At 71.7% G+C, this 24,967-nt stretch carries 25 protein-coding genes and 1 pseudogene; 14 read left to right on the top strand and 12 right to left on the bottom strand.

The annotated features are described in order from the left end of the window. Positions 1-58 precede the first annotated feature (58 nt). Positions 59-703, top strand: a complete 645-nt coding sequence (locus ACWDRW_RS07535; RefSeq protein WP_451721336.1) for a bifunctional 4-hydroxy-2-oxoglutarate aldolase/2-dehydro-3-deoxy-phosphogluconate aldolase — start codon at positions 59-61, stop codon at positions 701-703. Here ACWDRW_RS07535 and ACWDRW_RS07530 read toward each other — a convergent pair. The 3 genes from ACWDRW_RS07530 to ACWDRW_RS07520 are packed head-to-tail and all read right to left on the bottom strand — an operon-like array spanning position 689 to position 3,584. Next, complete coding sequence (locus ACWDRW_RS07530) at positions 689-1,993, bottom strand: bifunctional RNase H/acid phosphatase (RefSeq protein ID WP_451721334.1); 1,305 nt, start codon at positions 1,991-1,993, stop codon at positions 689-691. The genes ACWDRW_RS07535 and ACWDRW_RS07530 overlap by 15 nt on opposite strands. An 11-nt stretch (positions 1,994-2,004) precedes the next feature. After that, on the bottom strand, positions 2,005-2,748 hold the full coding sequence (locus ACWDRW_RS07525) for a zinc ribbon domain-containing protein (protein ID WP_451721389.1): 744 nt from the start codon (positions 2,746-2,748) through the stop codon (positions 2,005-2,007). After that, positions 2,745-3,584: a Nif3-like dinuclear metal center hexameric protein gene (locus tag ACWDRW_RS07520; protein WP_451721332.1), complete on the bottom strand. Its 840-nt coding sequence runs from the start codon at positions 3,582-3,584 to the stop codon at positions 2,745-2,747. Before ACWDRW_RS07520 ends, ACWDRW_RS07525 begins: the two co-directional genes overlap by 4 nt. Positions 3,585-3,877: 293 nt before the next feature. Between ACWDRW_RS07520 and ACWDRW_RS07515 the strand changes: the two genes are divergently transcribed. Both ACWDRW_RS07515 and ACWDRW_RS07510 read left to right on the top strand, forming a co-directional pair. Continuing rightward, entirely contained in the window at positions 3,878-5,125 is a 1,248-nt protein-coding gene (locus ACWDRW_RS07515) for a hypothetical protein (RefSeq protein WP_451721330.1), read from the top strand. A gap of 98 nt (positions 5,126-5,223) precedes the next feature. Beyond that, the gene (locus ACWDRW_RS07510; RefSeq protein ID WP_451721328.1) at positions 5,224-5,376 is read left to right on the top strand and encodes a hypothetical protein; all 153 of its coding nucleotides are present in this window, start codon (positions 5,224-5,226) and stop codon (positions 5,374-5,376) included. 77 nt (positions 5,377-5,453) lie between these two features. Here ACWDRW_RS07510 and ACWDRW_RS07505 read toward each other — a convergent pair whose 3' ends face one another. From ACWDRW_RS07505 to ACWDRW_RS07495, 3 genes are read right to left on the bottom strand one after another with little or no spacing between them, the layout of a single operon-like run. Next, on the bottom strand, positions 5,454-6,404 hold the full coding sequence (locus tag ACWDRW_RS07505; protein ID WP_451721326.1) for a 3-oxoacyl-ACP reductase: 951 nt from the start codon (positions 6,402-6,404) through the stop codon (positions 5,454-5,456). Continuing rightward, complete coding sequence (locus ACWDRW_RS07500; protein WP_451721324.1) at positions 6,404-7,480, bottom strand: Zn-dependent alcohol dehydrogenase; 1,077 nt, start codon at positions 7,478-7,480, stop codon at positions 6,404-6,406. Before ACWDRW_RS07500 ends, ACWDRW_RS07505 begins: the two co-directional genes overlap by 1 nt. Positions 7,481-7,511: 31 nt before the next feature. Then, a complete protein-coding gene (locus ACWDRW_RS07495) occupies positions 7,512-8,369 on the bottom strand; it encodes a MaoC/PaaZ C-terminal domain-containing protein (RefSeq protein ID WP_451721322.1) in 858 nt (285 codons plus the stop codon). Positions 8,370-8,618: 249 nt separating this feature from the next. Here ACWDRW_RS07495 and ACWDRW_RS07490 point away from each other — a divergent pair. Continuing rightward, a pseudogene (locus ACWDRW_RS07490) lies at positions 8,619-9,032 on the top strand (response regulator); the annotation flags it as partial. Between the two features lie 73 nt (positions 9,033-9,105). Here the strand turns inward: ACWDRW_RS07490 and ACWDRW_RS07485 are convergent. The 3 genes from ACWDRW_RS07485 to ACWDRW_RS07475 all read right to left on the bottom strand — a co-directional run bounded on the left by ACWDRW_RS07485 (position 9,106) and on the right by ACWDRW_RS07475 (position 12,016). Next, complete coding sequence (locus ACWDRW_RS07485; protein ID WP_451721320.1) at positions 9,106-9,915, bottom strand: hypothetical protein; 810 nt, start codon at positions 9,913-9,915, stop codon at positions 9,106-9,108. A gap of 29 nt (positions 9,916-9,944) precedes the next feature. Next, complete coding sequence (locus ACWDRW_RS07480) at positions 9,945-10,484, bottom strand: SigE family RNA polymerase sigma factor (protein ID WP_451721318.1); 540 nt, start codon at positions 10,482-10,484, stop codon at positions 9,945-9,947. Between the two features lie 98 nt (positions 10,485-10,582). Then, complete coding sequence (locus ACWDRW_RS07475) at positions 10,583-12,016, bottom strand: MFS transporter (protein WP_451721316.1); 1,434 nt, start codon at positions 12,014-12,016, stop codon at positions 10,583-10,585. A 160-nt stretch (positions 12,017-12,176) separates the two neighbouring features. Between ACWDRW_RS07475 and ACWDRW_RS07470 the strand changes: the two genes are divergently transcribed. The 10 genes from ACWDRW_RS07470 to ACWDRW_RS07425 all read left to right on the top strand — a co-directional run bounded on the left by ACWDRW_RS07470 (position 12,177) and on the right by ACWDRW_RS07425 (position 21,530). Continuing rightward, a complete protein-coding gene (locus ACWDRW_RS07470; protein ID WP_451721314.1) occupies positions 12,177-13,880 on the top strand; it encodes an MFS transporter in 1,704 nt (567 codons plus the stop codon). Positions 13,881-14,044: 164 nt separating this feature from the next. Continuing rightward, complete coding sequence (locus ACWDRW_RS07465; protein WP_451721312.1) at positions 14,045-15,028, top strand: helix-turn-helix domain-containing protein; 984 nt, start codon at positions 14,045-14,047, stop codon at positions 15,026-15,028. A 112-nt stretch (positions 15,029-15,140) separates the two neighbouring features. After that, positions 15,141-15,641 carry an RICIN domain-containing protein gene (locus ACWDRW_RS07460; protein WP_451721310.1) on the top strand — a complete coding sequence of 167 codons (501 nt, stop codon included), beginning with the start codon at positions 15,141-15,143 and terminating at the stop codon, positions 15,639-15,641. 38 nt (positions 15,642-15,679) lie between these two features. Continuing rightward, positions 15,680-16,204 carry an RICIN domain-containing protein gene (locus ACWDRW_RS07455; protein WP_451721308.1) on the top strand — a complete coding sequence of 175 codons (525 nt, stop codon included), beginning with the start codon at positions 15,680-15,682 and terminating at the stop codon, positions 16,202-16,204. Beyond that, on the top strand, positions 16,192-17,340 hold the full coding sequence (locus tag ACWDRW_RS07450) for a sialidase family protein (protein WP_451721306.1): 1,149 nt from the start codon (positions 16,192-16,194) through the stop codon (positions 17,338-17,340). The genes ACWDRW_RS07455 and ACWDRW_RS07450 overlap by 13 nt, the downstream gene beginning before the upstream one ends. A 132-nt stretch (positions 17,341-17,472) precedes the next feature. Continuing rightward, the gene (locus ACWDRW_RS07445; protein ID WP_451721304.1) at positions 17,473-18,123 is read left to right on the top strand and encodes a class I SAM-dependent methyltransferase; all 651 of its coding nucleotides are present in this window, start codon (positions 17,473-17,475) and stop codon (positions 18,121-18,123) included. Between the two features lie 22 nt (positions 18,124-18,145). Next, on the top strand, positions 18,146-19,081 hold the full coding sequence (locus ACWDRW_RS07440) for an N-acetylmuramoyl-L-alanine amidase (protein WP_451721302.1): 936 nt from the start codon (positions 18,146-18,148) through the stop codon (positions 19,079-19,081). Between the two features lie 158 nt (positions 19,082-19,239). Next, positions 19,240-20,076 (top strand): hypothetical protein, encoded by an 837-nt coding sequence (locus ACWDRW_RS07435; RefSeq protein WP_451721300.1) that lies wholly within the window; start codon positions 19,240-19,242, stop codon positions 20,074-20,076. A 100-nt stretch (positions 20,077-20,176) separates the two neighbouring features. Next, the gene (locus ACWDRW_RS07430) at positions 20,177-21,184 is read left to right on the top strand and encodes an LLM class F420-dependent oxidoreductase (RefSeq protein ID WP_451721298.1); all 1,008 of its coding nucleotides are present in this window, start codon (positions 20,177-20,179) and stop codon (positions 21,182-21,184) included. Between the two features lie 52 nt (positions 21,185-21,236). Then, positions 21,237-21,530, top strand: a complete 294-nt coding sequence (locus tag ACWDRW_RS07425; protein ID WP_451721296.1) for a hypothetical protein — start codon at positions 21,237-21,239, stop codon at positions 21,528-21,530. A 90-nt stretch (positions 21,531-21,620) separates the two neighbouring features. On the opposite strand, the gene ACWDRW_RS07420 is transcribed toward ACWDRW_RS07425, so the two are convergent. Genes ACWDRW_RS07420 through ACWDRW_RS07410 form a run of 3 tightly spaced genes read right to left on the bottom strand, consistent with a single transcriptional unit; the run spans position 21,621 to position 24,783 of the window. After that, positions 21,621-22,691: a prenyltransferase gene (locus ACWDRW_RS07420; protein WP_451721294.1), complete on the bottom strand. Its 1,071-nt coding sequence runs from the start codon at positions 22,689-22,691 to the stop codon at positions 21,621-21,623. After that, complete coding sequence (locus ACWDRW_RS07415; protein WP_451721292.1) at positions 22,688-23,422, bottom strand: class I SAM-dependent methyltransferase; 735 nt, start codon at positions 23,420-23,422, stop codon at positions 22,688-22,690. The genes ACWDRW_RS07420 and ACWDRW_RS07415 overlap by 4 nt, the downstream gene beginning before the upstream one ends. Then, positions 23,416-24,783 (bottom strand): glycosyltransferase family 4 protein, encoded by a 1,368-nt coding sequence (locus tag ACWDRW_RS07410; RefSeq protein WP_451721290.1) that lies wholly within the window; start codon positions 24,781-24,783, stop codon positions 23,416-23,418. Before ACWDRW_RS07410 ends, ACWDRW_RS07415 begins: the two co-directional genes overlap by 7 nt. Between the last annotated feature and the right edge of the window lie 184 nt (positions 24,784-24,967).

The raw sequence follows: 24,967 nt of genomic DNA, 5'->3' as shown, positions 1-24,967 counted from the left end.
CGTTGCATTCTGTGCAATGACCTTTGCGCACACTGCAAACCCTCGGCAGGATGTCCGCATGACCTCCGTGCTGGACCATGCCCCTGTCGTGCCCGTCGTCGTGATCGAGGACCCCGCCGACGCCGTACCCCTCGCGCGGGCGCTGGTCGCCGGTGGGCTGCCCGCGATCGAGGTGACCCTGCGGACGCCGGGGGCCCTGGACGCGATTCGGGCCATCAGCGGCGAAGTGCCGGACGCCGTGGTCGGCGCGGGGACCGTCATCACGCCGGAGCAGGTGACGGCGGCGGTCGGGGCGGGGGCGCGGTTCCTCGTCAGCCCGGGCTGGACGGACGTACTGCTGGCGGCGATGCGGGAGTCGGGAGTGCCGTTTCTGCCGGGGGTGTCCACGACGTCGGAGGTCGTGGCGCTGTTGGAGCGTGGGGTGCGGGAGATGAAGTTCTTCCCGGCGCAGGCCGCGGGTGGGACGGCGTATCTGAAGTCCCTGTCCGGGCCCTTGCCGCAGGCGCGGTTCTGCCCTACCGGGGGGATCGGGCCGGACACCGCACCGGAGTATCTGGCCCTGCCCAACGTCGTCTGTGTCGGCGGGAGTTGGATGCTTCCCGGCGAGGCCGTCGCCGCGCGGGACTGGGCGCGGATCGAGGCGCTGGCCCGGGGTGCGGCGGGGCTCAGCGCAGGTGTGCGGCGGGGGTCAGCGCAGGTGTGACGTGTCGTTGAAGAGCCGTACGCTCGCGTTGCCGTCGGCGTAGTACGCCACCGCCGACAGGGAGGCCGCCGAGAGTTCCATGCGGAACAGGGACTCGGGCGGGGCGCCCAGGGCCAGCCGGATGAGGGTCTTGATCGGCGTGACGTGGCTGACCAGGAGGACCGTGCGGCCCGCGTAGGCCGCGACCAGCTTGTCGCGGGTGGCGGCGATGCGGGTGGCGGTCTCGGCGAAGCTCTCGCCGTCGCCGGTGGGGCGGGCCTCGGGGTCGGCGAGCCAGGCGTTGAGGTCGTCCGGGTAACGCTCGCGGACCTCGCCGAAGGTGAGGCCCTCCCAGGCACCGAAGTCCGTCTCGATCAGGCCCTCTTCGAGGGTCACCTCCAGGCCGAGGCGGTCGGCCACGGCCTGGGCGGTCTGCCGGGTACGGGCGAGGGGGGACGCGACGATCGCTTGTACGGTCCCTCGCCGGGCGAGCGCGACGGCGACCCGCTCGGCCTGCTCGCGCCCGACTTCCGACAGGGCCGGATCACTGCCCCCGCTCCCCGAGAACCGCTTCTGCGGGGTGAGCGCGGTCTCCCCGTGCCGGAGCAGTACGAAGGTGGCGGGCGCCCCCATGTCGGCGGGAGCCCAACCGGGGGCGGCGACGGTCTTCGCGGCCCGCACATCGGATTCGGCCTTGGTGGCCCGCACATCGGCGTCGATCCTGGCGGCCGGCACATCGGCCTCGGCCTTGCTGGACCGCACATCGGCCTCGGCCTTGCTGGACCGCACATCGGCCTCGGCCTCAGTGACTCGCACGCCAGCGTCGGCCTCGGTGGCCCGCACATCCCCGTCGACCTCAGCGGCCCGCACATCGGCCTCGGCCGTCACAGCCACCGGCGTTCCGGCGGCACCCGCGTCCATCGCCACGTTCGCCAGCCGGTCCGCCCGCTTGTTCTGCTCCCGGGGAATCCACTCGTACGTCACCCGGTCCGGCGGGAACACCCGGGCCGCCTCCATCGCCAGCGGCTTCATGTCGGGGTGCTTGATCTTCCAGCGGCCGGACATCTGCTCGACCACCAGCTTGGAGTCCATGCGGACGTGGACCTTGGCCGTGGGGTCCAGTTCATGCGCCGCGCGCAGGCCCGCGACCAGACCCCGGTACTCGGCCACGTTGTTCGTGACCACGCCCAGGTACTCGGCGCGCTCCGCCAGCGTCTCCCCCGTCGCCGCGTCACAGACCACCGCTCCGTAGCCCGCGGGCCCCGGGTTGCCCCGTGACCCGCCGTCCGCCTCGACGATGAACTCCCGCACCGGAAAAGCTCCTACAGGCCCGACTCGGCCGTACGCACCAGGATGCGCCGGCAGTTCTCGCAGCGCACCACCGTGTCGGGCGCCGCCGCGCGGATCTCGTTGATGTCGGTGATCGACAGCTCCTGACGGCAGCCCTGGCAGGTGCGCTGGTAGAGCTTCGCCGCGCCGATGCCGCCCTGCTGCTCGCGCAGCTTGTCGTAGAGCTTGAGGAGGTCGGCCGGGACGGCGCCCGCGATGACCTCGCGCTCCTTCGTGACCGTCGCCGCCTCGCCGTCCAGCGACTCGAACGCGGCGTCCCGGCGGGCGGTCGCGTCGTCGATCTTGCCCTGCACCGAGCCGACCCGCTCGGTCAGCTCGGCGACCCGCTCCTGCGCGGACTCGCGGCGCTCCATGACCTCGAGGACGATGTCCTCCAGGTCGCCCTGGCGCTTGGCGAGGGAGGCGATCTCGCGCTGGAGGTTCTCCAGGTCCTTGGGGGAGGTGATGGCGCCGGAGTCCAGGCGCTGCTGGTCGCGGGCGGCGCGCTGGCGGACCTGGTCGACGTCCTGCTCGGCCTTGGTCTGCTCGCGGGCGGTGTCGCTCTCCTCGGTCTGCGCGGCCACCAGCAGGTCGCGAAGCTGCGTGAGGTCCTTGCTCAGCGACTCGATCTCGGCGTGCTCGGGCAGCGACTTGCGCTTGTGCGCGAGCTGCTGGAGGCGGACGTCGAGGGCCTGGACGTCGAGAAGTCGGATCTGGTCGGCGGGCGCGGCGTTCAGTTGGGGGCTCCAGGTGAAGGGGAGTGACTGGTCCAGGGGTCGGTGACCGTCTTGGAGACGTGGACGCGAAGGTCCCAGCCATGGCGGTCGGAGATCTCGTCGAGCTGGGCGGCGGCCAGCTCGCACCAGGGCCACTCGGTGGCCCAGTGCGCCGCGTCGAGCAGCGCGAGAGGTGATTGGGCGACGGCCTCGGAGGCCGGGTGGTGGCGCAGGTCCGCGGTGAGGAAGGCATCGACGCCCGCGGCGCGCACGACGTCGAACAGGCTGTCGCCGGAGCCGCCGCTCACGGCGATCCTGCGGACGGTCGCGTCGGGGTCGCCGGCGACACGGATGCCCTGCGCGGTGGCGGGCAGCCGGGCGGCGGCGCGGTCGGCCAGCTCGCGGACGGTCACCGGGTGGTCGAGTTCGCAGATACGGCCGAGGCCGCGGCGTCCGGTCGAGTCGCTCGCGTCCGGCACCAGCGGGCCTACGACCCTGAGGTCCAGCGCGCCGGCCAGGGCGTCGCTCACCCCGGGGTCGGCCGTGTCGGCGTTGGTGTGGGCGACGTGCAGCGCGATGTCGTTCTTGATCAGCGTGTGCACGACGCGGCCCTTGAAGTGCGAGGCCGCGACCGTCGTCGTACCGCGCAGATAGAGCGGGTGGTGGGTGACCAGCAGGTCGGCGTCCAGCTTCACGGCCTCGTCGACGATCTCCTGGACCGGGTCGACCGCGAACAGGACCCGGGTGACCTCCTGGTCGGGGTCGCCCACCACGGTGCCGACCGCGTCCCAGGACTCGGCCCGCTCGACGGGCCACAGGGTCTCCAGCGCGGCGATGACTTCAGACAGACGGGGCACGGGGAAAAGGCTACCTGCCTGTTCTGCGCCGTAGAACCGTCCCTGTGCCGTGCCATGCAACCGGCGCTGTTCCGTCCGCGGAACCGGCCCTGTTCCGTCCGTGGAACCGGCCCTGCTCCGTGCCGTCGAACCGTCGGGGCGGGACGGGGCGCGTCTCGGCTCTCGCGCAGCACACCCGTCTCCGTTTCCTCAGGCGAATCGTTCCTGGGCCACACCTTTGTGTGAAGCGGGTGCATGCCGGTCCCACGTCTGTGCGTGCGAAAACTAGCTTCGTCGCCGGAGGTGACCAGACGATGACGGCCTGTGCCATCGAACCCCCCGCCGCCGACTCGCAGGCGCCGCGTGCCGGGTGCGCGATCACGGCGGACGGCGCCTACGGCGCCCGCCTCGCACTGGACGGCGACTGCTGGTTCCCGGAGCGCTGGACGCTGGGCGGGCCCGAGCCGTACGCCGTCCCGCTGCCCGGCAACCAGCCCGAGGAGCCGGGCACCGAGGTGCAGCCGATGAGCGACGGACGGGTTCTGATCTGCCGGCCCACCGACGGACGGCATGTTTTCACGCTGCTCTACCCGACCGGCCCCGGCACCGGCGAGCTGCTGATCGGCGCCGTGGAGTGCCCCGACGCCGGCACCCGGCTGCGGCTGCTGCCCCCGGCGCCGTGCGGGCTCAAGGCGTACGCCCTCGCCGTCGGCCGGCACACCAGCGACATCTGGCTGGTGGCGGGCGGTGCCTTCGGGCCCGAGCATGTCGCCGAGCTGCCGGGGCGCTGCTCGGGCGGGGTGTGGCTGGACCGCGCCGGGCGGATGCTGGCGCTGGACCGGGAGGTCGGCGGGCGGACCAAGGCGGTCGTGGTGGATCTGGAACGGGGCGGTGAGGTGTCCCCGCTGCTGCAGATCGCGGCGGAGAGCGACGACCGGCTGCTGCTCGCCGATCCCGACAGCGGGCTGCTGCTGATCGGCTCGGACGCGCCGTCGCCGGGGCAGCCGCCGCGGCTGGGGTGGGGGGTGCTGGGCAGCACGCTGCCGGTGCGGTTCCCGGAGTGTCTGCGGGTGGCGGACTGCACGGTGACGCCGTTCGCGATCCAGCCCGGGCAGGTGCTGATGCCGGAGGCCTGCGGAGTGGCGCTGCGCGTGGACGGTCCGCTGGGCAGCTGGGTTGGGGTGTGGCGGCCCGCGCAGAAGCAGATGCGTCATCTTCCGGCGCCGGACGGGTGGTTGGCGGGCGCCGGGCTCTGGACGCTGGACGGGGAGCTGCGCCTGCCGTACTCCACCGCCGAGATTCCCTGCGGAGTGTTGCACGTAGCCGCGGGCGAGACCGCTTCGGGGGATCCGGTCCGGCCCCCGGGTGAGACCGCGTCAGGGGAGCTGGTCCAGCCCCCGGGTGAGACCGTTTCGGGGCATCCGGTCCGCGACGGTGCGGCCACGTCGGAGGGGGCCTCGCCGTCCCCTGACGAGCCGTCGGACCCGGCTCCCCCGGAGCCTGTCGTGGCCCGTCCGGTGCCGTTGCAACAGGCGCCGTTGGGGCGTCTTGTAACGAAGTAGTGGCGGTTGGCGTGTGCGGCTGGATTCGGCCCGAGGTGTGCCGGTTAAACTCGCCCGGTTGTTCTGAAAGATCATGTTGACGGGGTGAATTTCTTCCGATGAGCGACGCCACTACGACCCAGCCGCCCGCCGAGACCCAGGAGGACACAGGTCACGGCAGGCACCGTGGTCCGGTCTCGTCCCACGACGGCGAGGCGGCCCCGCGCGGCCGCCACCGCAAGCCGATGGAGCAGACCGGAACGGCGGCCTGAACCGACGAAGACAGCCCCGCCCCTCACAAGGGGGCGGGGCTGTTCCGTTGTCACAGGCGCTTGAAACCCGGTCTGCGTCACCGCCGCTTGAGCCCCAGCACCTCCGCCGCCGCGAACGTCTCCCCCGGCGGCCGGTCCGCGTAGTGCGCAGTGAGTACGGCGTCCAGCTCGTCGTAGCTGAAGGTTTCCTGCTTGCTGTCGAACTGCGCCCGCACCTGAGGCCGTTCCACCACCGCGACCATGCCGCCGTGCACGACGAGCAGCTGGCCGTTGATCCGGGCGGCGGCGGGTGAGGCCAGATAGCCGACGAGTGGGGCGACATGTTCGGGCGCGAGCGGGTCGAGGCCGTCCGCGGAGGACTCACCGAACACGTCCTCGGTCATACGGGTGCGGGCGCGGGGGCAGATCGCGTTCGCGGTGACGCCGTACTTGGCCAGTGCCAGGGCGGTGGAGGTGGTCAGGCCGACGATCCCGCCCTTGGCCGCCGCGTAGTTGGGCTGCCCGGCCGAACCGGCGAGGAACGCCTCCGAGGAGGTGTTCACGATCCGCCCGTACACCGGCCCGCCCCCGGCCTTGGACCGCTCCCGCCAGTGCGCCGCCGCGAAACGGGTGGTGTTGAAGTGGCCCTTGAGATGGACCCGGATCACCGAGTCCCACTCGTCCTCGGTCATCGAGAAGACCATGCGGTCGCGCAGGATGCCCGCGTTGTTGACGAGGATGTCCAGCCTGCCGAACTCCTCAACCGCCAACCCCACCAACTGGGCGGCCTGTTGGAAGTCGGCGACGTCCCCGGCGTGCGCCAGCGCCCGGCCGCCCGCCGCGCGGATCTCGGCCGCCGTCTCCTCCGCGGGCCCGGCGCAGGACGCGCCGGAGCCGTCCCGGCCGGGCCGCCCGTAGTCGTTGACGACGACGGCCGCCCCGAGCCGGGCCAGTTCCAGCGCCTCGGCGCGGCCCAGGCCCCGGCCCGCACCGGTGACGATCGCGGTGAGCCCCTCCAGCGGTCCGGCCCCCTCCTGTGGCCGCGCCATCACAGCTCTATGCACGTGCGCAGCGCGCTGCCCGTGCGCATCTGGTCCAGCGCCTCGTTGATCTCCGCCAGCGGCACCCGGTGGGTGATCAGTCCGGCCAGGTCCACCCGGCCCGCCCGCCACAGGGCGATGGTCCGCTCGTAGGAGCGCAGCACGTCACCGCCGCCGTACAGGGACGGCAGGATCCGCTTCTCGTCGAAGAACAGCTCGAACATGTTGAGCTGGAGGAAGTCGTCCATGGCGCCCGCGCCGACGATGACGAGGGTGCCGCCGCGCCGGGTGTTCTCGTAGGCGGTGCGGGCGGTGGCGGACTTGCCGACGACCTCGAAGACGTAGTCGAAGCCCTCGCCCGCGGTGGTCCGCTGTTTGGCGTCGGGGAGTTCGTCGGGCGAGACGGCCTGCGTGGCGCCGAACCTCAGCGCGGCCTCGCGGCGGCTCGCAACCGGGTCGACGGCGACGATCTCGGCGGCGCCCTGGAGCCGGGCGCCCTGGATCGCGGAGATGCCGACGCCGCCGCAGCCGATGACGGCGACCGAGGAACCGGCCTGCACCTCGGCGGTGTTGATCGCGGCCCCCAGACCCGTGGTGACCCCGCAGCCGATGAGGGCGGCTATGTCGAAGGGCACGTCCTCGGGCATCGGCACCGCGCAGCCGGCGTCCACGACGACCTCCTCGGCGAAGGTGCCGGTGCCGGCGAACCCGAAGACATCGCCGCCGGGGCGCTTGAAGTTGGGGGTGCCGGCGTTCATGAACCCGGCCAGGCACAGCTCGGTCTGGCCGCGCTTGCAGGCGGGGCAGGCTCCGCAGGCGGGCAGCCAGCAGACGACGACCCGGTCGCCCGGCTTCAGGCTCGTGACGCCCTCGCCGACCTCCACGATCTCGCCCGCCCCCTCGTGACCGGGCACGAACGGGACCGGCTGGGGCAGGACGCCGTTCATCGCGGACAGGTCGGAGTGGCACAGCCCGGTGGCTCGCACCCGGATCCTCACCCGGCCGGGGCCGAAGCCCACCGCCTCGACGTCGTCGAGGACCTCCAGCTTGTCCTGGCCGGTCTCGTGCAGTACGGCTGCGCGCATGGTGCGGCTCCCCTCGAACGATGGGCTGGGCTCAGGAGTGGCGGACGACGGTGTCGGTGAGGGCGGGGGCGTCGTCCCGCTCGACGGCGGTCACCTCGACCCGGACGGCCTCGCCCTGGTCCCACATCCGGATGCGCAGGGTCTCCCCCGGGTACACGACCCCGGCGAACCGGGTGGCGTAGGACCGCACGCGGCTCGCGTCGCCGCCGAGCAGGGTGTCGACGACCGCCTTGAGGGTGACGCCGTAGGTGCACAGGCCGTGCAGGATGGGCCGCTCGAATCCGGCCTTCGCGGCGAAGTCGGGGTCGGCGTGCAGGGGGTTCCAGTCGCCGGAGAGACGGTAGAGCAGCGCCTGGTCCTCGCGCAGGGCGCGCTCGACGACCTTGTCGGGCTCGCCGGAGGGCGGCTCGAGGCGTGCGGAGGGACCCCGGTCGCCGCCGAAGCCGCCTTCGCCCCGGATGAAGATCTGCGAGTCGTTGGTCCACAACGGCCCGTCGACATCGGCCACTTCGGTGCGCAGTACGAGGACGGCCGCCTTGCCCTTGTCGTACACGGCGGCGATCCGCGAGGTGGTGGTCGCGGTGCCCTCGACGGGCAGTGGCCGGTGGATCTCCAGGCTCTGCCCGCCGTGCAGGACGCGGGCCAGCTCGACCTCGACGCCCGGCATGGACAGCCCGCTGATCACACCGGGGGCGCCGGAGCCGGCGACGGTGGCGAAGCTGGGCAGCACCTGCAACCGGGACTCCAGGGTGTAGCGCAGCTCGGCGGGGTCGGTGGCCGGGACACCGGCGCCGATCCCGAGGTGGTAGAGCTGCACGTCCTTGGTGGTCCAGGAGATCTTCCCGGACCGGGGGTCGGCTGCTAGGGCCTTCGCTGCGTCGATGGGCATGGGGCTCCTGACGGGTCTGAGACCTCGGCGCGGTCGTCCGCACCGTCGGCCGCACCGAGGTCGCGCATGGGCGGACCAGGATCCTGTCGCCGCCGGACAGGCAGTGTGACGGCAGGGCCTAGAACGCGTTCCAGTCCGGCGCCCTCGTTATAGCCGAGCCCCCCGCACATGTGAAGCCTCCTGACGCCGCGTCAGCTCTCCCGCCGCGCCGATTCCGCCCGTCCGCCCTACGCTTGGGCCGTGAACGAGATGCCCCGCGACCACCGCCCCGCCCAGTCCGTCCGGGTACTGCTCGCGGAGGACCGGGGGACGGTCCGCGGCGCGTTGGCGGTGCTGCTCGGCATGGAGCCGGACCTGATGGTCGTGGCCCAGGTCGGACGGGGCGACGCCGTTGTGGACGCGGCGCTCGTGCACCGGCCCGATGTCGCCCTCCTCGACGTCGACCTGCCCGGCCTGAGCGGACTGGAAGCTGCCGCCGAACTGCGCGAGCAGGTCCCGGACTGCCGGGTGCTGATCCTGGCGACCTCCGCCCGCCCGGAGTATGTGCGGCAGGCCCTGGCCGCCGGGGCCGCGGGCTTCCTGGTCAAGGACGGCCCGGTGCGCGAACTGGCGGCGGCGATCCGCCGGGTGCTGACCGGGGAGACGGTGATCGATCCGGCACTCACCGACGGGCGCGAGACCAAGGCCTGAGACCTGAACCGGGTGCCGCGCGCCACCCAGGTCCAGCCGACCGCGCCTAGGACTTCCAGGCATCCTCCGGCAGCGGCGCCACTATCATCCCCGTCTCCTGAAACTCCGTACCCTTCGGTGCCAGGCACACATACCAGTCCACAGGGGAGTCCGCGACGTAGGTGATGGTCCCTTGACCGGTGTCGGACGGCTTGCCGTAGGACTCCCGCCGGACCTCAGTGCTTGTGCCGTCCTTCCACTCGCACATGACTCCCGCGGCGTTCTTATCCACCTGACCGACCACCAGGCGATACGGGCCGTCGGAGTCCGGTTCCAGCGGAACCGCCGCGGTGGTGGCGCCGAGGTTCGTGGTCGTACCGTCGAAGGCGTTCTGCATGATCTCCGCGTAGGTGGATCCGTAGGACCTGCCCACGAAGTACGAGCTCTTGCCGATCAGTTCGGACGGTGAGTCGACGCCGTTGGGCCGCACCCCGTACTCATGCATCGCCTGCAGCTGGGCCTCGGCCTGCACCTCGTCCCGCGGCGCCGCCCACACGTCCACGGTCACGCTCCACGGCTTGCCGTCCTCCCGCCCGGCCGCGAGCGAGGTCGACCGCGGGCTCAGTAGCTCCAGCAGCGCGGACTCGGTCGGCGTCGTCGCCACCATCCCGCCCCCGTCCCCGCCGTCGCCCGGCAGTCCGGTGACCGCGAGCGCCCCCGTGCCCCCGCCGAGCACCAGCGCCGCGGCCGCCGCCACCGTCCACCGCCGCGCCCTGCGCCGACGCCCGCCCCGGATCACGGCCTGCGTGGGCGCCGTGCCGATCTCCACCCCGTCCGCCGCCTCGGCCAGCAGGAGGGCCATGTCCCTGTGTGTCATGTCGAGGTTCCTCTCCCGGTCCGCGCTCATCACATCCGCCCTCCGTACGTCACCGTCTCCGCCAGTCCCGGTATGGCGCGCAGCTTCGCGATCCCCTTGGCCGCGTTGCTCTTGACCGCGCCGACGGAACAGCCCATCGCCTCCGCCGTCTGGACCTCGGTCAGGTCCTCCCAGTAGCGCAGCACCACCGCCTCCCTCTGCCGGGGCGGCAGTTGGGCCAGCGCGGTGAGCAGGGCATTGCGGTCGTCGGCCTGGGCGATGCGGTCACCGGTGTCCGGGACCTCGCGCACCAGGCCCGAGTCGTCCTTCGGCGCCAGGAACTCCCTGAGCCGTCTGCGGTGCTTGCGCGCGTGGGCGTTGACCATCACGCGCCGTACATACGCGTCCGGTTCGTCGGCGGTGCCGACTCTGCGCCAGGCCACGTAGACCTGTTCGAGCGTCGTCTGGACCAGGTCCTCCGCGGCGTGCTGCTCCCCTGTGAGAAGAAATGCCGTACGCATCAGCCGCGGCCAGCGGCCGGTGACGAAGCTCTGGAACTCCTCGTCCCGAGCCTGTGTCCGTTCCCCCATGGGCACCTCCTTGATGAACAAAGGAGTCCACGAGCCCCGAAAAGCGTTGCCTCACTCGGCGGATTTTTCTCCCCACGGCCCCACCGACACCCGCCGCCTCACTCCGCCGAGATTTTGCGCGGCAGCCACACCAGCATCAGCAGCGCACCCGCCACCAGCACCCCGGTCCCGGTCCGGAACACCAGCGCGTACCCCTCCGTCAGCGCATGGGCCGTAGAGCCGGAGCTGCCCTCCGTCCGGGCCGCCGCGATCGTGGACATCACCGCGAGTCCCAGCGAACCGCCCATCACCCGGGAGGTGTTGACCAGCCCCGACACCAGCCCCGCCTCCTGCGGCGGCGCCCCCGAGATGGCCAGGGAGGCCAGCGGCGTCGCCGTCAGGCCCGCGCCCAGCATCATCAGGATCCCGGGGAACATGATCGCCGTGACGTACTGACTGTCCACGCCCATCAGCGACTGCCACCCGAACCCGACCGCCGCCACCACCGTGCCCAGCGCCGCCACGTTCCGCGCCCCGAGGCCCGGCATGAAGCGGGGCGCGAGCTTGGAGCCGACGACCACCCCCAGCGAGCTGGGCACCAGCGCGAGGCCCGCCTCCAGCGGGGAGTAGCCCAGGACGTTCTGCAGGTACAGCGTCATGAAGAACCACATGCAGAACATCGCGGAGCCGCACAGGAACATCGACACGTTCGCCGAGGACACCGAGCGCCGGGCGATCAGCCCGAGCGGCATCAGCGGCGCCGCCGTCCGCGCCTCCACGGCGAGGAAGAGCCCGATCATGGCGAGCCCGGCGACGAGCGGGACCAGCGTCGCGCTCGCCGTCCACCCCTCGGCCTCGGTCTGCGAGATCCCGTACGCGAGGGTCGCGAGCCCCGCCGTGACCAGCACCGCGCCCGGCAGATCGAGCCGGCGCCGGTCCCCCGCGCGGCTCTCGGCCAGGTAGCGCGCGGCCCCGAACAGCACGACCGCGCCGATCGGCACGTTGATCAGCAGCACCCACCGCCAGGACAGCACCTCGACCAGCAGCCCGCCGACCAGTCCGCCCGCCGCGCCGCCGCCCGCGCCCACCGCGGTCCAGGTGGCTATGGCCCGTGCCCGGGCCGGGCCCTCCGGCACCGCGGAGGTGAGGATGGTCAGGGTGGAGGGCGCGAGTACGGCCGCGCCGAGCCCCTGCACCGCCCGCGCGAGCAGCAGCTGCCAGTCGTCCTGGGCGAGCCCGCCGCCCAGCGAGGCCAGCGTGAACAGGCCGAGCCCGACCAGGAACATCCGCTTGCGCCCGTACAGGTCCCCGGCCCGGCCGCCGAGCAGCATGAAACCGGCGAAGGCGATGGCGTAGGCGTTGACCACCCACTGCAGTCCCTGCTCGCTCAGCCCGAGCCCGGTGCGCATCGAGGGCAGCGCGGTGTTCACCACGGACACGTCGAGCACGACGAGGAACTGCCCCGCGCAGGCGAGCGCGACCACCAGCCAGGCGGGCGGCGCGGTACGGCGGGGTGCGTGGGCGACTTCGGCGGCATCGAGCATGGGTGTCATGCTCTCAACGCCCGAACGCTCCTGGCATCGGGATTTCGGACTACGTCGCTGGGACTCCGCCCCGGGAACCCTGGTCGTCCGTCCCAAGAAAAGGTCAAGGTTTCGTTAGTGAGCCAAAGCATCGGAATAGTTGCCCGGGCGCACCGAGTTCAAGCTACACATGACAAGAACGACCAACGACCGGCCCGCTGTCGTCCCCGTACTCGCCTTCGCGGGCATCGTGGTCGCGGTGATGCAGACCCTGCTCGTGCCGGTCATCAAGGACCTGCCGCTGCTGCTGGACACCTCCCCCTCCAACGCCACCTGGGTCCTCACCTCCACCCTGCTGTCCGGCGCCGTGGCCACCCCGATCATGGGTCGGCTCGGTGACCTGTACGGCAAGCGGCGCATGCTGGTGCTCAGCCTCGCCGTGATGGTGGTCGGCGCCCTGGTCAGCGCCGTCACCAGCGCCCTCCTCCCGATGATCGTCGGCCGTACCCTCCAGGGCTTCGCGATGGGCGCCATCCCGCTCGGCATCGGCCTGATGCGCGACATGCTGCCCCGCGAGAAGCTCGGCTCGGCCATGGCCCTGATGAGCTCCTCCATCGGCGTCGGCGGCGGACTCGCGCTGCCCGCCGCCGCCCTGGTCGCCCAGAACAGCGACTGGCACGCCCTCTTCTACGGCGCCGCCGGCCTCGGCGTCCTCGCCATCGCCCTCACCCTCCTCGTCGTACCGGAGTCCCCGATGCGCGCCGAGGGCTCCTTCGACCTGCCCGGCGCGCTCGGCCTGTCCGCCGGACTCGTCCTGTTCCTGCTGCCGATCACCAAGGGCAGCGACTGGGGCTGGACCTCCACCACCACGCTCGGCCTGTTCACCGCCTCGGCGGTCGTCCTCGTCCTGTGGGGGGTCTACGAGCTGCGCACCAAGGCCCCCCTCGTGGACCTGCGCACCACCGCCCGCCCGGCCGTCCTGTTCACCAACCTCGCCTCGATCATGGTCGGCGTCTCCTTCTACGTCGTCTCCCTGGTCCTCCCCCAGCTCCTCCAGCTCCCCACCAGCACCGGCTACGGCCTCGGCCAGTCGATGGTGGTCGCGGGCCTGCTGGTCGCCCCGCTGGGCCTGACGATGATGTTCACGGCGCCCGTGTACGCCCGCCTGTCGGCGCAGCACGGCCCCAAGTTCACCCTGATCCTCGGCCTGCTGATCATCGCGGTCGGCTACGGCGCCGGCCTCGGCCTGATGAGCGCCGCCTGGCAGTCCCTCGTCATCGCGGTCGTGCTCGGCGCGGGCATCGGCCTCGCCTACTCCTCGCTGCCCGCGCTGATCGTCGGCGCGGTCCCGGCCTCGGAGACGGGCGCGGCCAACGGCCTCAACACCCTGATGCGGTCCATCGGTACGTCCGTCTCCAGCGCCGTCATCGGCATGGTGCTGGCCAACACGGCGAACACCGTGAACGGCGTGGAGGTCCCGACCATGCACGGTTTCCGGGTCTCCTTCCTGATCGCGACCGGCGCGGTGGCGATCGGGCTGCTGCTCGCCCTGTTCCTGCCGAAGCCGAACCGGGCGCCCCAACTGCGCGCCAGCAGCGAGGAGGAGGCCAACCTGGCCCGCGCCGAGGAGGCGCTGCGCGGTTTCCGCGGCCGGGTCCTGGACGCCGCCGGAGCCCCGGTCCCCCGCGCCAAGGTGACGCTGATCGACCGCCGGGGCCGCCAGGCGGGCGCCACCCTCTCGGCGGAGGACGGCAGTTACGCGCTCGCGGTCCCGGCGCGGGGCGCGTACGTCCTCGCCGCGAAGGCCGACGGACACGGCCCGCACGCCTTTTCGGCGACCCACGCGGGCGACGACGGCGAGGTGTCCGTGGACCTCGCCCTGCCCACGCCCTGACCGCCACGGGAAGACGTCCACCCGCGAAGATCACCCGATCTGACCGATCCTGGAGGACCTCTTCGCCGCGAATACACCCGCCGTTCACGGTGCCAAGAGCTCCCCCACGCACCATCCGTCCCTGCGATCTTCATGTGCACGGGGGCGGTTGGAGCGGGGTGGAGATGACAGGGACCGTTATCCGGTGCGCGGACGTGCCCGCGCGGGACAGGCTCGCCTACTGGCGTGAACGTACCGGCCGCACCGCGGCCCCCATGGACGTCACCAGTGACTACGCCGCCGACTACCAGGCGGAGTTACGTCTGCGGGACCTGGGACCGGTGGTCGCCTGGTCGGCCTCGTTCCCGCCCTCGCGCTATCTGCGCACCGCCCGCATGGTGCGCCGCTCCGACCCGGAGATCCTCCATCTGAGGCTGGTCGTGGGCGGCGGCCTCGCCTTCGAGCACAGCGGCCGGAGCACCGCCTTCGGCCCGAACGACCTCTATCTGGCGGACAGTTCGCTCCCCGGCGACCTGCGTTCGTACGACGACGGGGACGGCCGGATGCACAAGCTGCTCGGCGTCGAAGTGCCCAGAGTGCTGCTGCCGGTGCCGGCGAACCGGGAACTGCTCGGCAGACCACTGTCGGGGCGCACCGGCATCGGCGCCCTCGTGGGCGACTTCCTCACCGGCCTGGAGTGGCAGGCGCCCGCGCTGGGCCCGGCCGACACCCCGCGTCTGGGCCGGATCCTGGTCGACCTGGTGTCGGCCTGGATCGCCCAGACCCTGGAGGCGGAGGACACCCTGCCGCCGGAGACCCGGCACCGCGCGATGGCCGAGCGTATCCGGGCGTTCATCCGGCAGCGGCTGCACGACCCGGAGCTGACGCCACCGGTGATCGCCGCCGCCCACCACATCTCCCTGAGCTATCTGCACCGCATCTTCCAGCAGGAGGCGGGCGGCGAGACGGTCGCCGCCTGGATCCGCCGCCAGCGGCTGGAGGGCGCCCGCCGCGATCTCGCCGACCCCGCACACCTGAGCACCCCGATCCACGCCATCGGCGCCCGCTGGGGGCTGCCGCGCGCCTCCGACTTCTCCCGCGGCTTCCGCGCCGCCTACGGGCTGCCGCCGCGGGACTACCGCCGACAAGCGCTGCTCGACAGGCCGTAGACGCTCCGCCAAGTCGCAGTGGACCCGTTGCTAACGACATCACCGCAGGTCGGCTCGCATCCTGGTCGGGCACCAGCGACCACCCCCTGCAACCGACGGAGTTGACCCGCCCATGTTCGCCAAGACCCTGACGAAGGCCGCCGCGGTCACCGCCACCGCCGTGTGCGCCGTGTCCCTGTCCACCACCGCCCACGCGGAAGACGACTACCGGCCGCTGAAGAACGTGGCCACCGGCAAGTGTCTCGCGGTGCCCAACGCCGGCCAGGCGGCCGGTACGGGCCTGATCCAGTGGGAGTGCAACAACTTCTCCGAGCAGGACTGGACCCTGACGGGCGTCGCCGGGGGCGACGGCAACCGGTACATCATCCGCAACCTCAACAGCAAGCTGTGCGTCGCCATCCCCAACTCCAGCACGGCGCTGGGCACCCAAGCCGTTCAGTGGGGCTGCGACTCCCGCAAGACCGAGCAGGTCTTCATCAAGGACAGCTGGGGCCGACTGCGCAACCTCAACAGCGACAAGTGCCTGGCGGTCCCCAACTCCAGCACCGCCAACGGCACCGAGGTCATCCAGTGGACCTGCACCGAGAACTTCAACCAGCGGTGGACGTACTGACACCTTCCCGTTGAAGTGACGAAGGATTCTTCTCTGTCATGAACCTGCAAAGAAAGGCGGCCGCCGTTCTGGCGGCCGCCGCCCTTTTCCTGGCGCCCGTGCTGACGGGATCGTCACTGACCGGCCCGGTGCCGACGGCCGCGGCCGCCGAAGCCGTCGTCAACGCCCGCCTGTTCAACCAGGGCACCGGCTTCTGCCTGGCCAACCCCGCCTCCAGCCCGGACAACAACACCGTGATGGTGCAGTGGACGTGCAGCTACAGCGACAGCAACTACTGGTCGCTGAAGCCGATGACGGGCGGCGGCTACCACGTCGTCAACAAGGCGAGCGGCAAGTGCCTGGCCATCCCGGGCGGCAACCCGGACCCCGGCGTGAAGGCCATCCAGTGGGGCTGCGGCACCGAGCAGGGCGACGAGCAGGTCTGGCTCCACGACGGCGACGAACGACTGCGCAACGCCGAGACGGGCCTCTGCCTCGCCGTCCCCAACACCAGCTCGACCGTCGGCGTGCAGGCCATCCAGTGGACCTGCGGCACGAACAAGGACCAGCAATGGCTGTGGTGACCCGCAAGCGGGCCGTGCCCGCGCTCCTGACCGCGCTGGTCCTCGCCCTCGTGACCGGCCTGCTGCTGCCCGGACCGGCCTCCGCCGAGGGCACCTCGAGCGAGTCCGTCGCCCACGTCCAGGCGACCACCGAGGGCGACGGCCCCCGCACCCCCGACATCATCGCCACCAGCGCGAACAACGCGGTCGTGGCCTGGCGGGAGGGCATCGTCCCGGGCCAGGTCGACCACGGCTACATCCGCTACGCGTACACCACCGACGGCGGCGCGAAGTGGAGCCACCCGCAGGTCCTCGCCCAGGACACCAGCGAGTACTCCTGGCACTTCGTGGTGCTCTACCAGAACGGCGGCGAGCTGTTCGCCTACCTCGGCCGGACCAAGTCGTCCGCCGACAACAACTCGGGTCTGCCGATCGACGCCATCGTGGTCAAGCGCAGCACCGACGAGGGCCACACCTGGCAGGACCACCCCGTCACCATGCCGCTCGACCTGCCCGGCACGACCGCCGACGAGGGACTCGCGAACCTCATCTTCGCGGGACGGCCGGTCAAGCTGGCGAGCGGCAAGCACGTCATCCCGTTCTGGGCCTCGGGCCGCCAGAACGGCGTGCTGATCTCCTCGGACCTGAAGACCTGGACGGCCGGCGGCATCGTGCCCGACCCGTCGAACCTCGACGCCGCCGAACCCCAGGTCGCCGTCTCGCAGGACGACCCGAACAAGCTGGTCATGGTCGCCCGCAGCATCGGCACCCAGACCCGGGCGGCGACGGCCACGAGTTCCGACGGCGGCCTGACCTGGACCCCCTTCACGCTCGACGGCAACGTGCCGAGCCTCAACTCCAAGGTCCAGTTCATCAAGGACGGCAACGGCCAGTACCTGACCCTGTACAACACGGCCACCAGCCGCGACGTCCTGAACTACAAGACCAAACGCCCCGGTGCCGCCTGGAGCGCCGGCAAGTTCTTCGCCAACGGCGCGGTGGCCGACCAGGACCCCGACCAGCAGGGCACGACGGGCCAGGGCTGGGACACGTACCCGATGGCCGACGAGTACGCCCCGGGCAAGTTCTACGTGGCCTGGGAGTTCGACACCTCCCGGATCAAGGTGAACAAGCTCGACATCTCCGACGCGCCCTGACCCGGCCCGCACACCGCACCCCGCTGTCCCTCCGGGCGGCCCCCGCCCCGCCGTACCCCCCGGTAGCTCCCCGACCGGGGGGTGCGGCAGCATGGGGCGCCGAGACCGTCGTACGACCGAAAGGCCCCCACCATGACCCCGGAGCCCAAGCCCGAGATCCTGGCCGCGTTCGAGGCGGCGAAGGGGTTCATGCCCACGGTCGAGGGCCTGGCCCTGTACGCGGCGGCCAGGGAGGCGGGCGAGCTGGGCCTGCCCCTCCTCGAGGTCGGCACCTACTGCGGCCGCTCCACGATCCTCCTCGCCGACGCGGCCCGCGCCGCCGGAGTGACGGCCCTCACGGTCGACCACCACCGCGGCAGCGAGGAGCAGCAGCCCGGCTGGGACTACCACGACCCCGAGACGGTCGACCCCGAGATCGGCCTGATGGACACCCTGCCGACCTTCCGCCGCACCCTGCACGGAGCCGGGCTGGAGGACCACGTGATCGCCCTGGTCGGCCGCTCCCCGCAGGTGGCGAAGGTCTGGGGCACCCCCCTCGGCCTGGTCTTCATCGACGGCGGCCACACCGACGAGCACGCCACGGCCGACTACGAGGGCTGGGCCCCCCATGTGGCCGAGGGTGGCCTCCTGGTGATCCACGACGTCTTCCCCGACCCGGTGGACGAGTTCACCGGCCAGGCTCCGTACCGCGTCTATCTCCGGGCCCTGGCCTCCGGCGCCTTCCACGAGGTCTCGGCGACCGACTCGCTGCGGGTGCTGCGGCGAGCGGGGGCGGGGATCTGAGGGCACGGTTAGAGTCGCAGACGTGTCGTACGCAGGCCCCGAATTCGATCCCCAGCCCCGCCGCCCCCGCCGAAGCCCCCTGACGGTCGCGCTCGCCGCGCTCGTCCCCGGCGCGCTGCTCGGATGGGTGGTGTACGAGGCGGTGGGCACCGCGGACGACGGAGGCGGCGCGGACCGTACGGCCGCGGCGACGCCGACCCGCGCCGGCTCGCCGGCCGGTTCCCCCACCGACTCCCCCGACGACGAGAAGCCGAGCCCGAGCCCCACCGCGGACTCCACGGCCGCCACCCTCAAGGGCAAGGTCGTCGTCATCGACCCCGGCCACAACCCGAGCAACTTCCGGCACACCGCCGAGATCAACCGCAAGGTGGACATCGGCTCCGGGTACAAGGAGTGCGACACCACCGGCACGGCCACCAACTCCGGCTACACCGAGGCCGAGTTCACCCTGGACGTCGCCCACCGGCTGCGCACGCTGCTGGAACAGCAGGGCGCCACGGTGAAACTGACGCAGGACGGGGACCGGACGTACGGCCCGTGCATCGACGAGCGGGCGCGCATCGGCAACAAGGCCGAGGCCGACGCGGTGGTGTCGATCCACGCGGACGGCGCCGGCTCCGGCAACCGCGGCTTCCACGTCATCCTCCCCGGCCCGGTGAACTCCGGGGCCGCCGACACCCGTCCGATCGTCGCCTCCTCCCGCGACCTCGGCGAGCGCATCGCGGGCAACTTCGTCCGTGCCACCGGCAGCGCGCCCTCCAACTACGTGGGCGACGGCTCCGGTCTCGTCACGCGTGAGGACCTGGGCGGTCTCAATCTGTCAACGGTTCCCAAGGTGTTCATCGAGTGCGGCAACATGCGCGATAGCAAGGACGCGGCACAGCTGACCAGCGGTGCCTGGCGGCAGAAGGCGGCGCAAGGGATCTCTGGCGGAATCGTGAGTTTCCTGCGCGGGTAGTGATCAGCGCGCTGATCCCGGCGGACAGCCTGATCGTGTGGACGATAAGGTCGTCCTTACGATGAGGGGCCACCCCCGCGCTTCACACCGGGGCCTGACGGCGACATGGTGACAGCGACGCCTCTACCGATGACGAGACGACCTACGAAGGACCTGAAGTGAATATCCGCTCCCTCACTCGAGGCGACGGCGTGGTGATCGGAGCAGCGGTGTTGCTCTTCGTCGCGTCGTTCCTCGCCACGTTCGACGGCTCCGGCGACGACATCCCCAACGCCTGGGACAACCTCGGCCTGGTGATGAGCATGTACGTCGGCGGCATCCTTGGTGCGGTCCTGATCGTTGTCGCCCGTGCGCTGCCGCAGCCGCGCAAGGTCGCCGGACTCGACCTCGGCCCGCTGGGCGTCGGGCTCACGATCTTCTCGGCGTGGACCGCGCTCTGGACGATCTTCGACCCGCTGGGCGCGTTCAGCGACACCTTCGGCGCCGCCGACGTGAGCGCCGGAGCCGGCCTGATCCTCGGCCTGATCGCCGCCCTCCTGCTCGCCGGTGCCGCCGTCGCGAGCCCGCTCGTCCCCGCCCTCCAGGCCGCCCTCGTCCCGGCCCCCCGTCCCGCCGCCCCGCAGCCCTACGGCGGTCAGCCGCAGGGTGGTTACGGCTACCCCGGCGCCCCGCAGCCGCAGCAGGGGCAGCCGTTCGGTGGGCAGCCCCAGGCAGGGCAGCCGCAGGCCGGGCAGCCCTTCGGTGGTCCGGCGCCGCAGCAGGGCCAGCCGCAGGCGCCCGCGCCGCAGCCGGCCGGGGACTTCTCCCCGTTCTGGTTCGCCGTTCCGGTCGCCCGCCCGCTGTTCGCGGAGGACGGTTCGCCCACGCCGATCGCCGAACTGGCCCCCGGCACCTGGTACCTGGCCGTGGAGCAGCGCGGCCCGGCCCTGATCGCGCAGACGCAGGACGGCCGTCGCGGTGTCCTCCAGGACACCAGCGGCATCCAGCGCGGCTGATCCAAGCGGCAACAGCCGTACAACGGCCCCTCACCCTTCCCGGTGAGGGGCCGTTGTCGTACAGTCGCCACCCGGGCTGACGCATCGTCAGGAGGCACATATGCGGCTAGGTCTGGCGCTCGGCTACTGGGGCCGCGGCCCCTCCCCGGACCACCTCCCGCTCGCACAGGAGGCGGAACGCCTCGGCTACGACTCGGTCTGGACGGCGGAGAGCTGGGGCTCGGACGCCTTCACCCCCCTCACCTGGATCGCCGCCCGGACCGCAACCATCAAGCTGGGTACGGCGATTGCCCAGATGGCCGCCCGCTCCCCGACCACCACCGCCATGCACGCCCTCACCCTCGACCACCTCTCCGGAGGCCGCATGACGCTCGGCCTCGGCCTGTCCGGTCCGCAGGTGGTGGAGGGCTGGTACGGCCGCCCGTTCCCGAAGTCGCCGCTGACGGCGACGAGGGAGTACGTCGATGTCGTACGGCAGGTGCTGAGGCGCGAGTCCCCCGTGGAACTGGACGGCCACTACCACCCCCTGCCCTACCGGGCCGAGGACGCCACCGGCCTGGGCAAGCCCCTCAAACCCATCACGCACCCCCTGCGCCCCGACCTCCCCGTCCTCCTCGGCGCCGAGGGTCCGAAGAACGTGGCCCAGACGATCCGGATAGCCGACGGCTGGCTCCCTCTGTACTGGTCCCCGACCCGCCCCGAGACGTACGCCCTCCCGGAGGTTCTCCCGGAAGGCTTCCGTATCGCCCCCATGGCCCGCGTGAAGGTCTGCGACGACGTCGCCGAAGGCCTGCTCCCCGTGAAGGCGATGCTCGGCTTCTACATCGGCGGCATGGGCCACGCGCGCCGCAACTTCCACGCGGACCTCATGGCCCGCATGGGGTACGAGGAGGAGGCCCGCCGGATCCAGCGCCTGTTCCTCGAAGGCCACCGCGAGGAAGCCGTCCTGGCCGTCCCCGACGCCTTCGCCGACGAGATCTCCCTCGTCGGCCCCCGCGAACGCATCGCCGAGCGCCTGGATCTGTGGCGCAAGGGCCCGGTGACCGACCTGCTGGCCCTCGCCCCCGACCCGGAGTCCCTGCGCGTGCTGGCCGAGTTGAACTCCTAGGCTTGGGCTCCTGGGCGGGTTTCAGGCGCGTTTGAGGGGCAACCCGTGGGACATGTCCCCTCGATATCGCAACGGTGCCAATCAGGCCGGCACGGTCATAGCGATCGTCGCCGACGTCATGGCCTTCATCCTCGGCCTGTGGATCCTGATGTACCTGCTGGACGCCAACCCCGGCAACGACTTCGTGCAGTTCGTGCACGACGTCGCCCGCTGGCTGGCCGGCTGGTCCCACGACCTGTTCACGTTCGACGAGCAGTGGGCCAGGGTCGTGGCGGGGTACGGTCTCGCAGCGGTGGTCTACCTGTTCGTCGGACACGCCATCGCGAACCGCGTCCACCGCCACTGAGCGCTCCGCTGGGGTGCGGGGATGGCAGTCGATCGGCTGCGGCGCCGTCGTGGCTGGTCGCGCAGTTCCCCGCGCCCCTTGGCCCTTGAGTCAGGCGCAGCAGTCGGGGTCCAGGCCGGCAGGCAGCTGCTCGCCGCCGAACACCTGGCAGGTGGCCTCGTGTCCCCCCAGCGCGGCCACCGCGAGCAGCAGCGACCCCGCCGTCCATGTGGTCAGTTCCCTCGGCCAGATCGCGTCGTCGTCGAAGACGTAGCCCGTCCAGTACAGGCCCGTCTCGTCGTCGCGCAGATGCTGGATCGACTGCAGGATGTCCAGCGCCCGGTCGGACTCGCCCATCGCCCACAGGGCCAGGGCGAGTTCGGCCGATTCCCCGCCCGTCACCCAGGGGTTGGGGACCACGCACCGCACACCGAGGCCGGGCACGACGAACTGCTCCCAGGACTCCTCGATGCGGGCCTTGGCCTCCGTGCCGGTCAGCGCGCCGCCCAGCACCGGGTAGTACCAGTCCATCGAGTAGCGGTCCTTGTCCAGGAACCGCTCGGGGTGCCGGCGGATCGCGTGCCGCAGCGCTCCTGCCGCCAACTCCCAGTCCGGCTGGGGCTCTTCGCGTTGCTCGGCGATGGCGAGCGCGCACCGCAGCGCGTGATGGATCGACGAGGACCCGGTCAGCAGCGCGTCCGTCGCGGGCGTGCCGTCGTCGTCGCGGCGCCAGCCGATCTGCCCGCCCGGCTGCTGCAGCCGCAGCACGAACTCCGTCGCCGCGTACACGGCAGGCCACATACGGTCCAGGAACGTGTCGTCGCCCGTGGAGAGGTAGTGGTGCCACACGCCCACGGCTATGTAGGCGACGAAGTTCGTCTCCCGGCCGCGGTCGGTGACCTCGTCGAACGCTCCGTCCTGGTACGCCGCGTACCAGGAACCGTCCTCGTTCTGGTGGCGGGCGAGCCACTCGTACGCCCGCTCGGCCGCGTCGTGCTCACCGGCCGCGTCCAGGCCCATGGCCGCCTCGACGTGGTCCCAGGGGTCCAGGTGGTGGCCCCGGAACCACGGGATGGCACCGTCCTCCCGCTGTACGGCGAGCAGTCCGGCGACGGTCGCGGCGGCCTGCTCGACGGTGAGGACCCCGGGCAGGACGAGGTGTTCTGTCCGGGGCGTGGTCACGAGCCGGCCACCTGAGGCAGGTGCGGCTTGGTCGCGTACGCCACGAAGCTCTTGCCGATCAGCGGGTTCAGGGCCTGCTCGGCGACCCGCGTCGCCAGCGGCTTCTTCATGATGTCCCAGACCAGCAGCTTGTGGTACGCCCGCACCGGCAGCGCCTTGTCGTTGTCGACGCCGAACGCGCACTTCAGCCACCAGTACGGCGAGTGCAGCGCGTGCGCGTGATGGGTGCCGTACGGCTTGAGGCCCGCCTCGCGTATCTTCGCGAGCAGTTCGTCCGCCTTGTAGATGCGGATGTGACCGCCCTCCACCTCGTGGTAGGCGTCGGACAGCGCCCAGCAGACCTTCTCGGGGCCGTAGCGCGGGACCGTGATGGCTATCCGGCCGCCGGGCCTGAGCACCCGGACCATCTCGGCGAGGACTCCCTTGTCGTCCGGGATGTGCTCCATGACCTCGGAGATGATGACGACGTCGAAGGACTCGTCGGGAAAGGGCAGCGCCAGGGCGTCGCCCTCCATCGCGGTCGCGGTGGCACCCTCCGGCGCCTCGCCCGCCTCCTTCATCGCCGCGAACCACTTCGCGACCTCGCGGATCTCCTCGCCGTTCTGGTCCAGCGCGACGACCTGGGCGCCGCGCCGGTAGCACTCGAAGGCGTGCCGGCCGGCACCGCAGCCGAGATCCAGCACACGGTCGCCCGGGGCGAGCGGGAACCGGGAGAAGTCGACGGTCAGCACGTGGCCCTGCTTTCGGGGTTGAGATGGGCGTCGTTCACGGTGAGGGGTGCGGAAGCGAGGGAGGGCGCGGTGCCGGTGGTCAGGGCCTGTCGGTAGTGGGCCACCGTGCCCTCCGCCGCCCGGGCCCAGGTGAAGTGCCGCAGGACCCGCTCGCGTCCGGCCTGCCCCAGCCGCACTCTCAGTTCGGCGTCACCCAGAAGTCGGCTCAGACCGGCCGCCAGCGCCCCCGCGTCCCCCGGAGGTACGGCCAAGCAGGTCTCCCCGTCCCGGCCGGCGACCTCGGGGATCGCCCCGCCCGTCGTGGCGAGCAGGGGCGTGCCCGTCGCCATGGCCTCGGCCGCCGGGAGGGAGAACCCCTCGTACAGCGACGGCACACAGGCGACCTGCGCCGAGCGGACCAGGTCGACCAGTTCCGCGTCGGAGATGCCCTTGACGAACTCGACGGCGCCTTCGAGGCCGTACCGCTCGACCGCCGCCGCGACCGGGCCCTCGCCGGGCTTCTTGCCGACGACGACGAGATGGGCGTCGGGGTGCTCGGTGCGCACCTTGGCGAGCGCCTCGACGAGGAAGACGAGCCCCTTGAGGGGGACGTCCGCACTGGAGGTCGTGACGATCCGTCCCGGTACGACCGCCACGGACGGATCCGGCTTGAACAAGTCGGTGTCGGCGCCGATGTGCACGACGTGGACCCGCTCCTCGCGCACGCCGAGGTGCTCGACGATCTCGGATCGGGAGGTGCCGGAGACGGTGAGGACGGACGGGAGCCGGCGCGCGACGCGCTTCTGCATCCGGGTGAAGGCGTACCAGCGGCGCACCGAGTACCGCCGCTGCCAGCCCTCGGCCGCGTCCAGCTCCAACTGCCGGTCCACGGTGATGGGGTGGTGGATGGTGGTGACCAGGGGCGCGCCCACGTCGCCCAGCAGGCCGTAGCCGAGCGTCTGGTTGTCGTGGACGACGTCGAACTGCCCGCGCCTGGACCGCAGATGGCGGCGGGCGCGCAGGGAGAAGGTCAGCGGCTCGGGGAAGCCGCCGGTCCACATGGTGCCCACTTCCAGCGCGTCGATCCAGTCGCGGTACTCGCCGCGCCCGGGCGTGCGAAAGGGGTCGGGCTGGCGGTACAGGTCGAGGCTGGGCAGCTCGGTCAGTGTGACGCCCTCGTCGAGCACCGGGTACGGCTGGGCGCCGATGACCTCGACGCGGTGGCCGAGGCGGGCCAGTTCGCGGGAGAGGTGCCGGACGTAGACGCCCTGGCCGCCGCAGAACGGGTTCCCTTTGTAGGTGAGGAGCGCGATGTCGAGCGGTCGCCCGCCGTCCGCGGCGGGCTCCGTGGGGGAACCCGTCCGACTGGCCTCAGCGGTCACTCCGGGCCCCCTTCTGCCTGCACTGTCCCGCGAGATTACGCCGGGACGCTAATCTAGAACAAGTTACAGACTTGATCGTTCAAGAGGCTCCGAATCTACCGGCAGGTAGCGCCCCTGTGAGCGGTGGATCAGGTGATTCACGCCACGGCCGGCGAGCTGGCATGCTCTGTCCGATCACCTCTCC

Source organism: Streptomyces sp. NPDC003635, from assembly GCF_053587635.1.
This window is presented reverse-complemented; position numbering and strand designations above follow the sequence as displayed.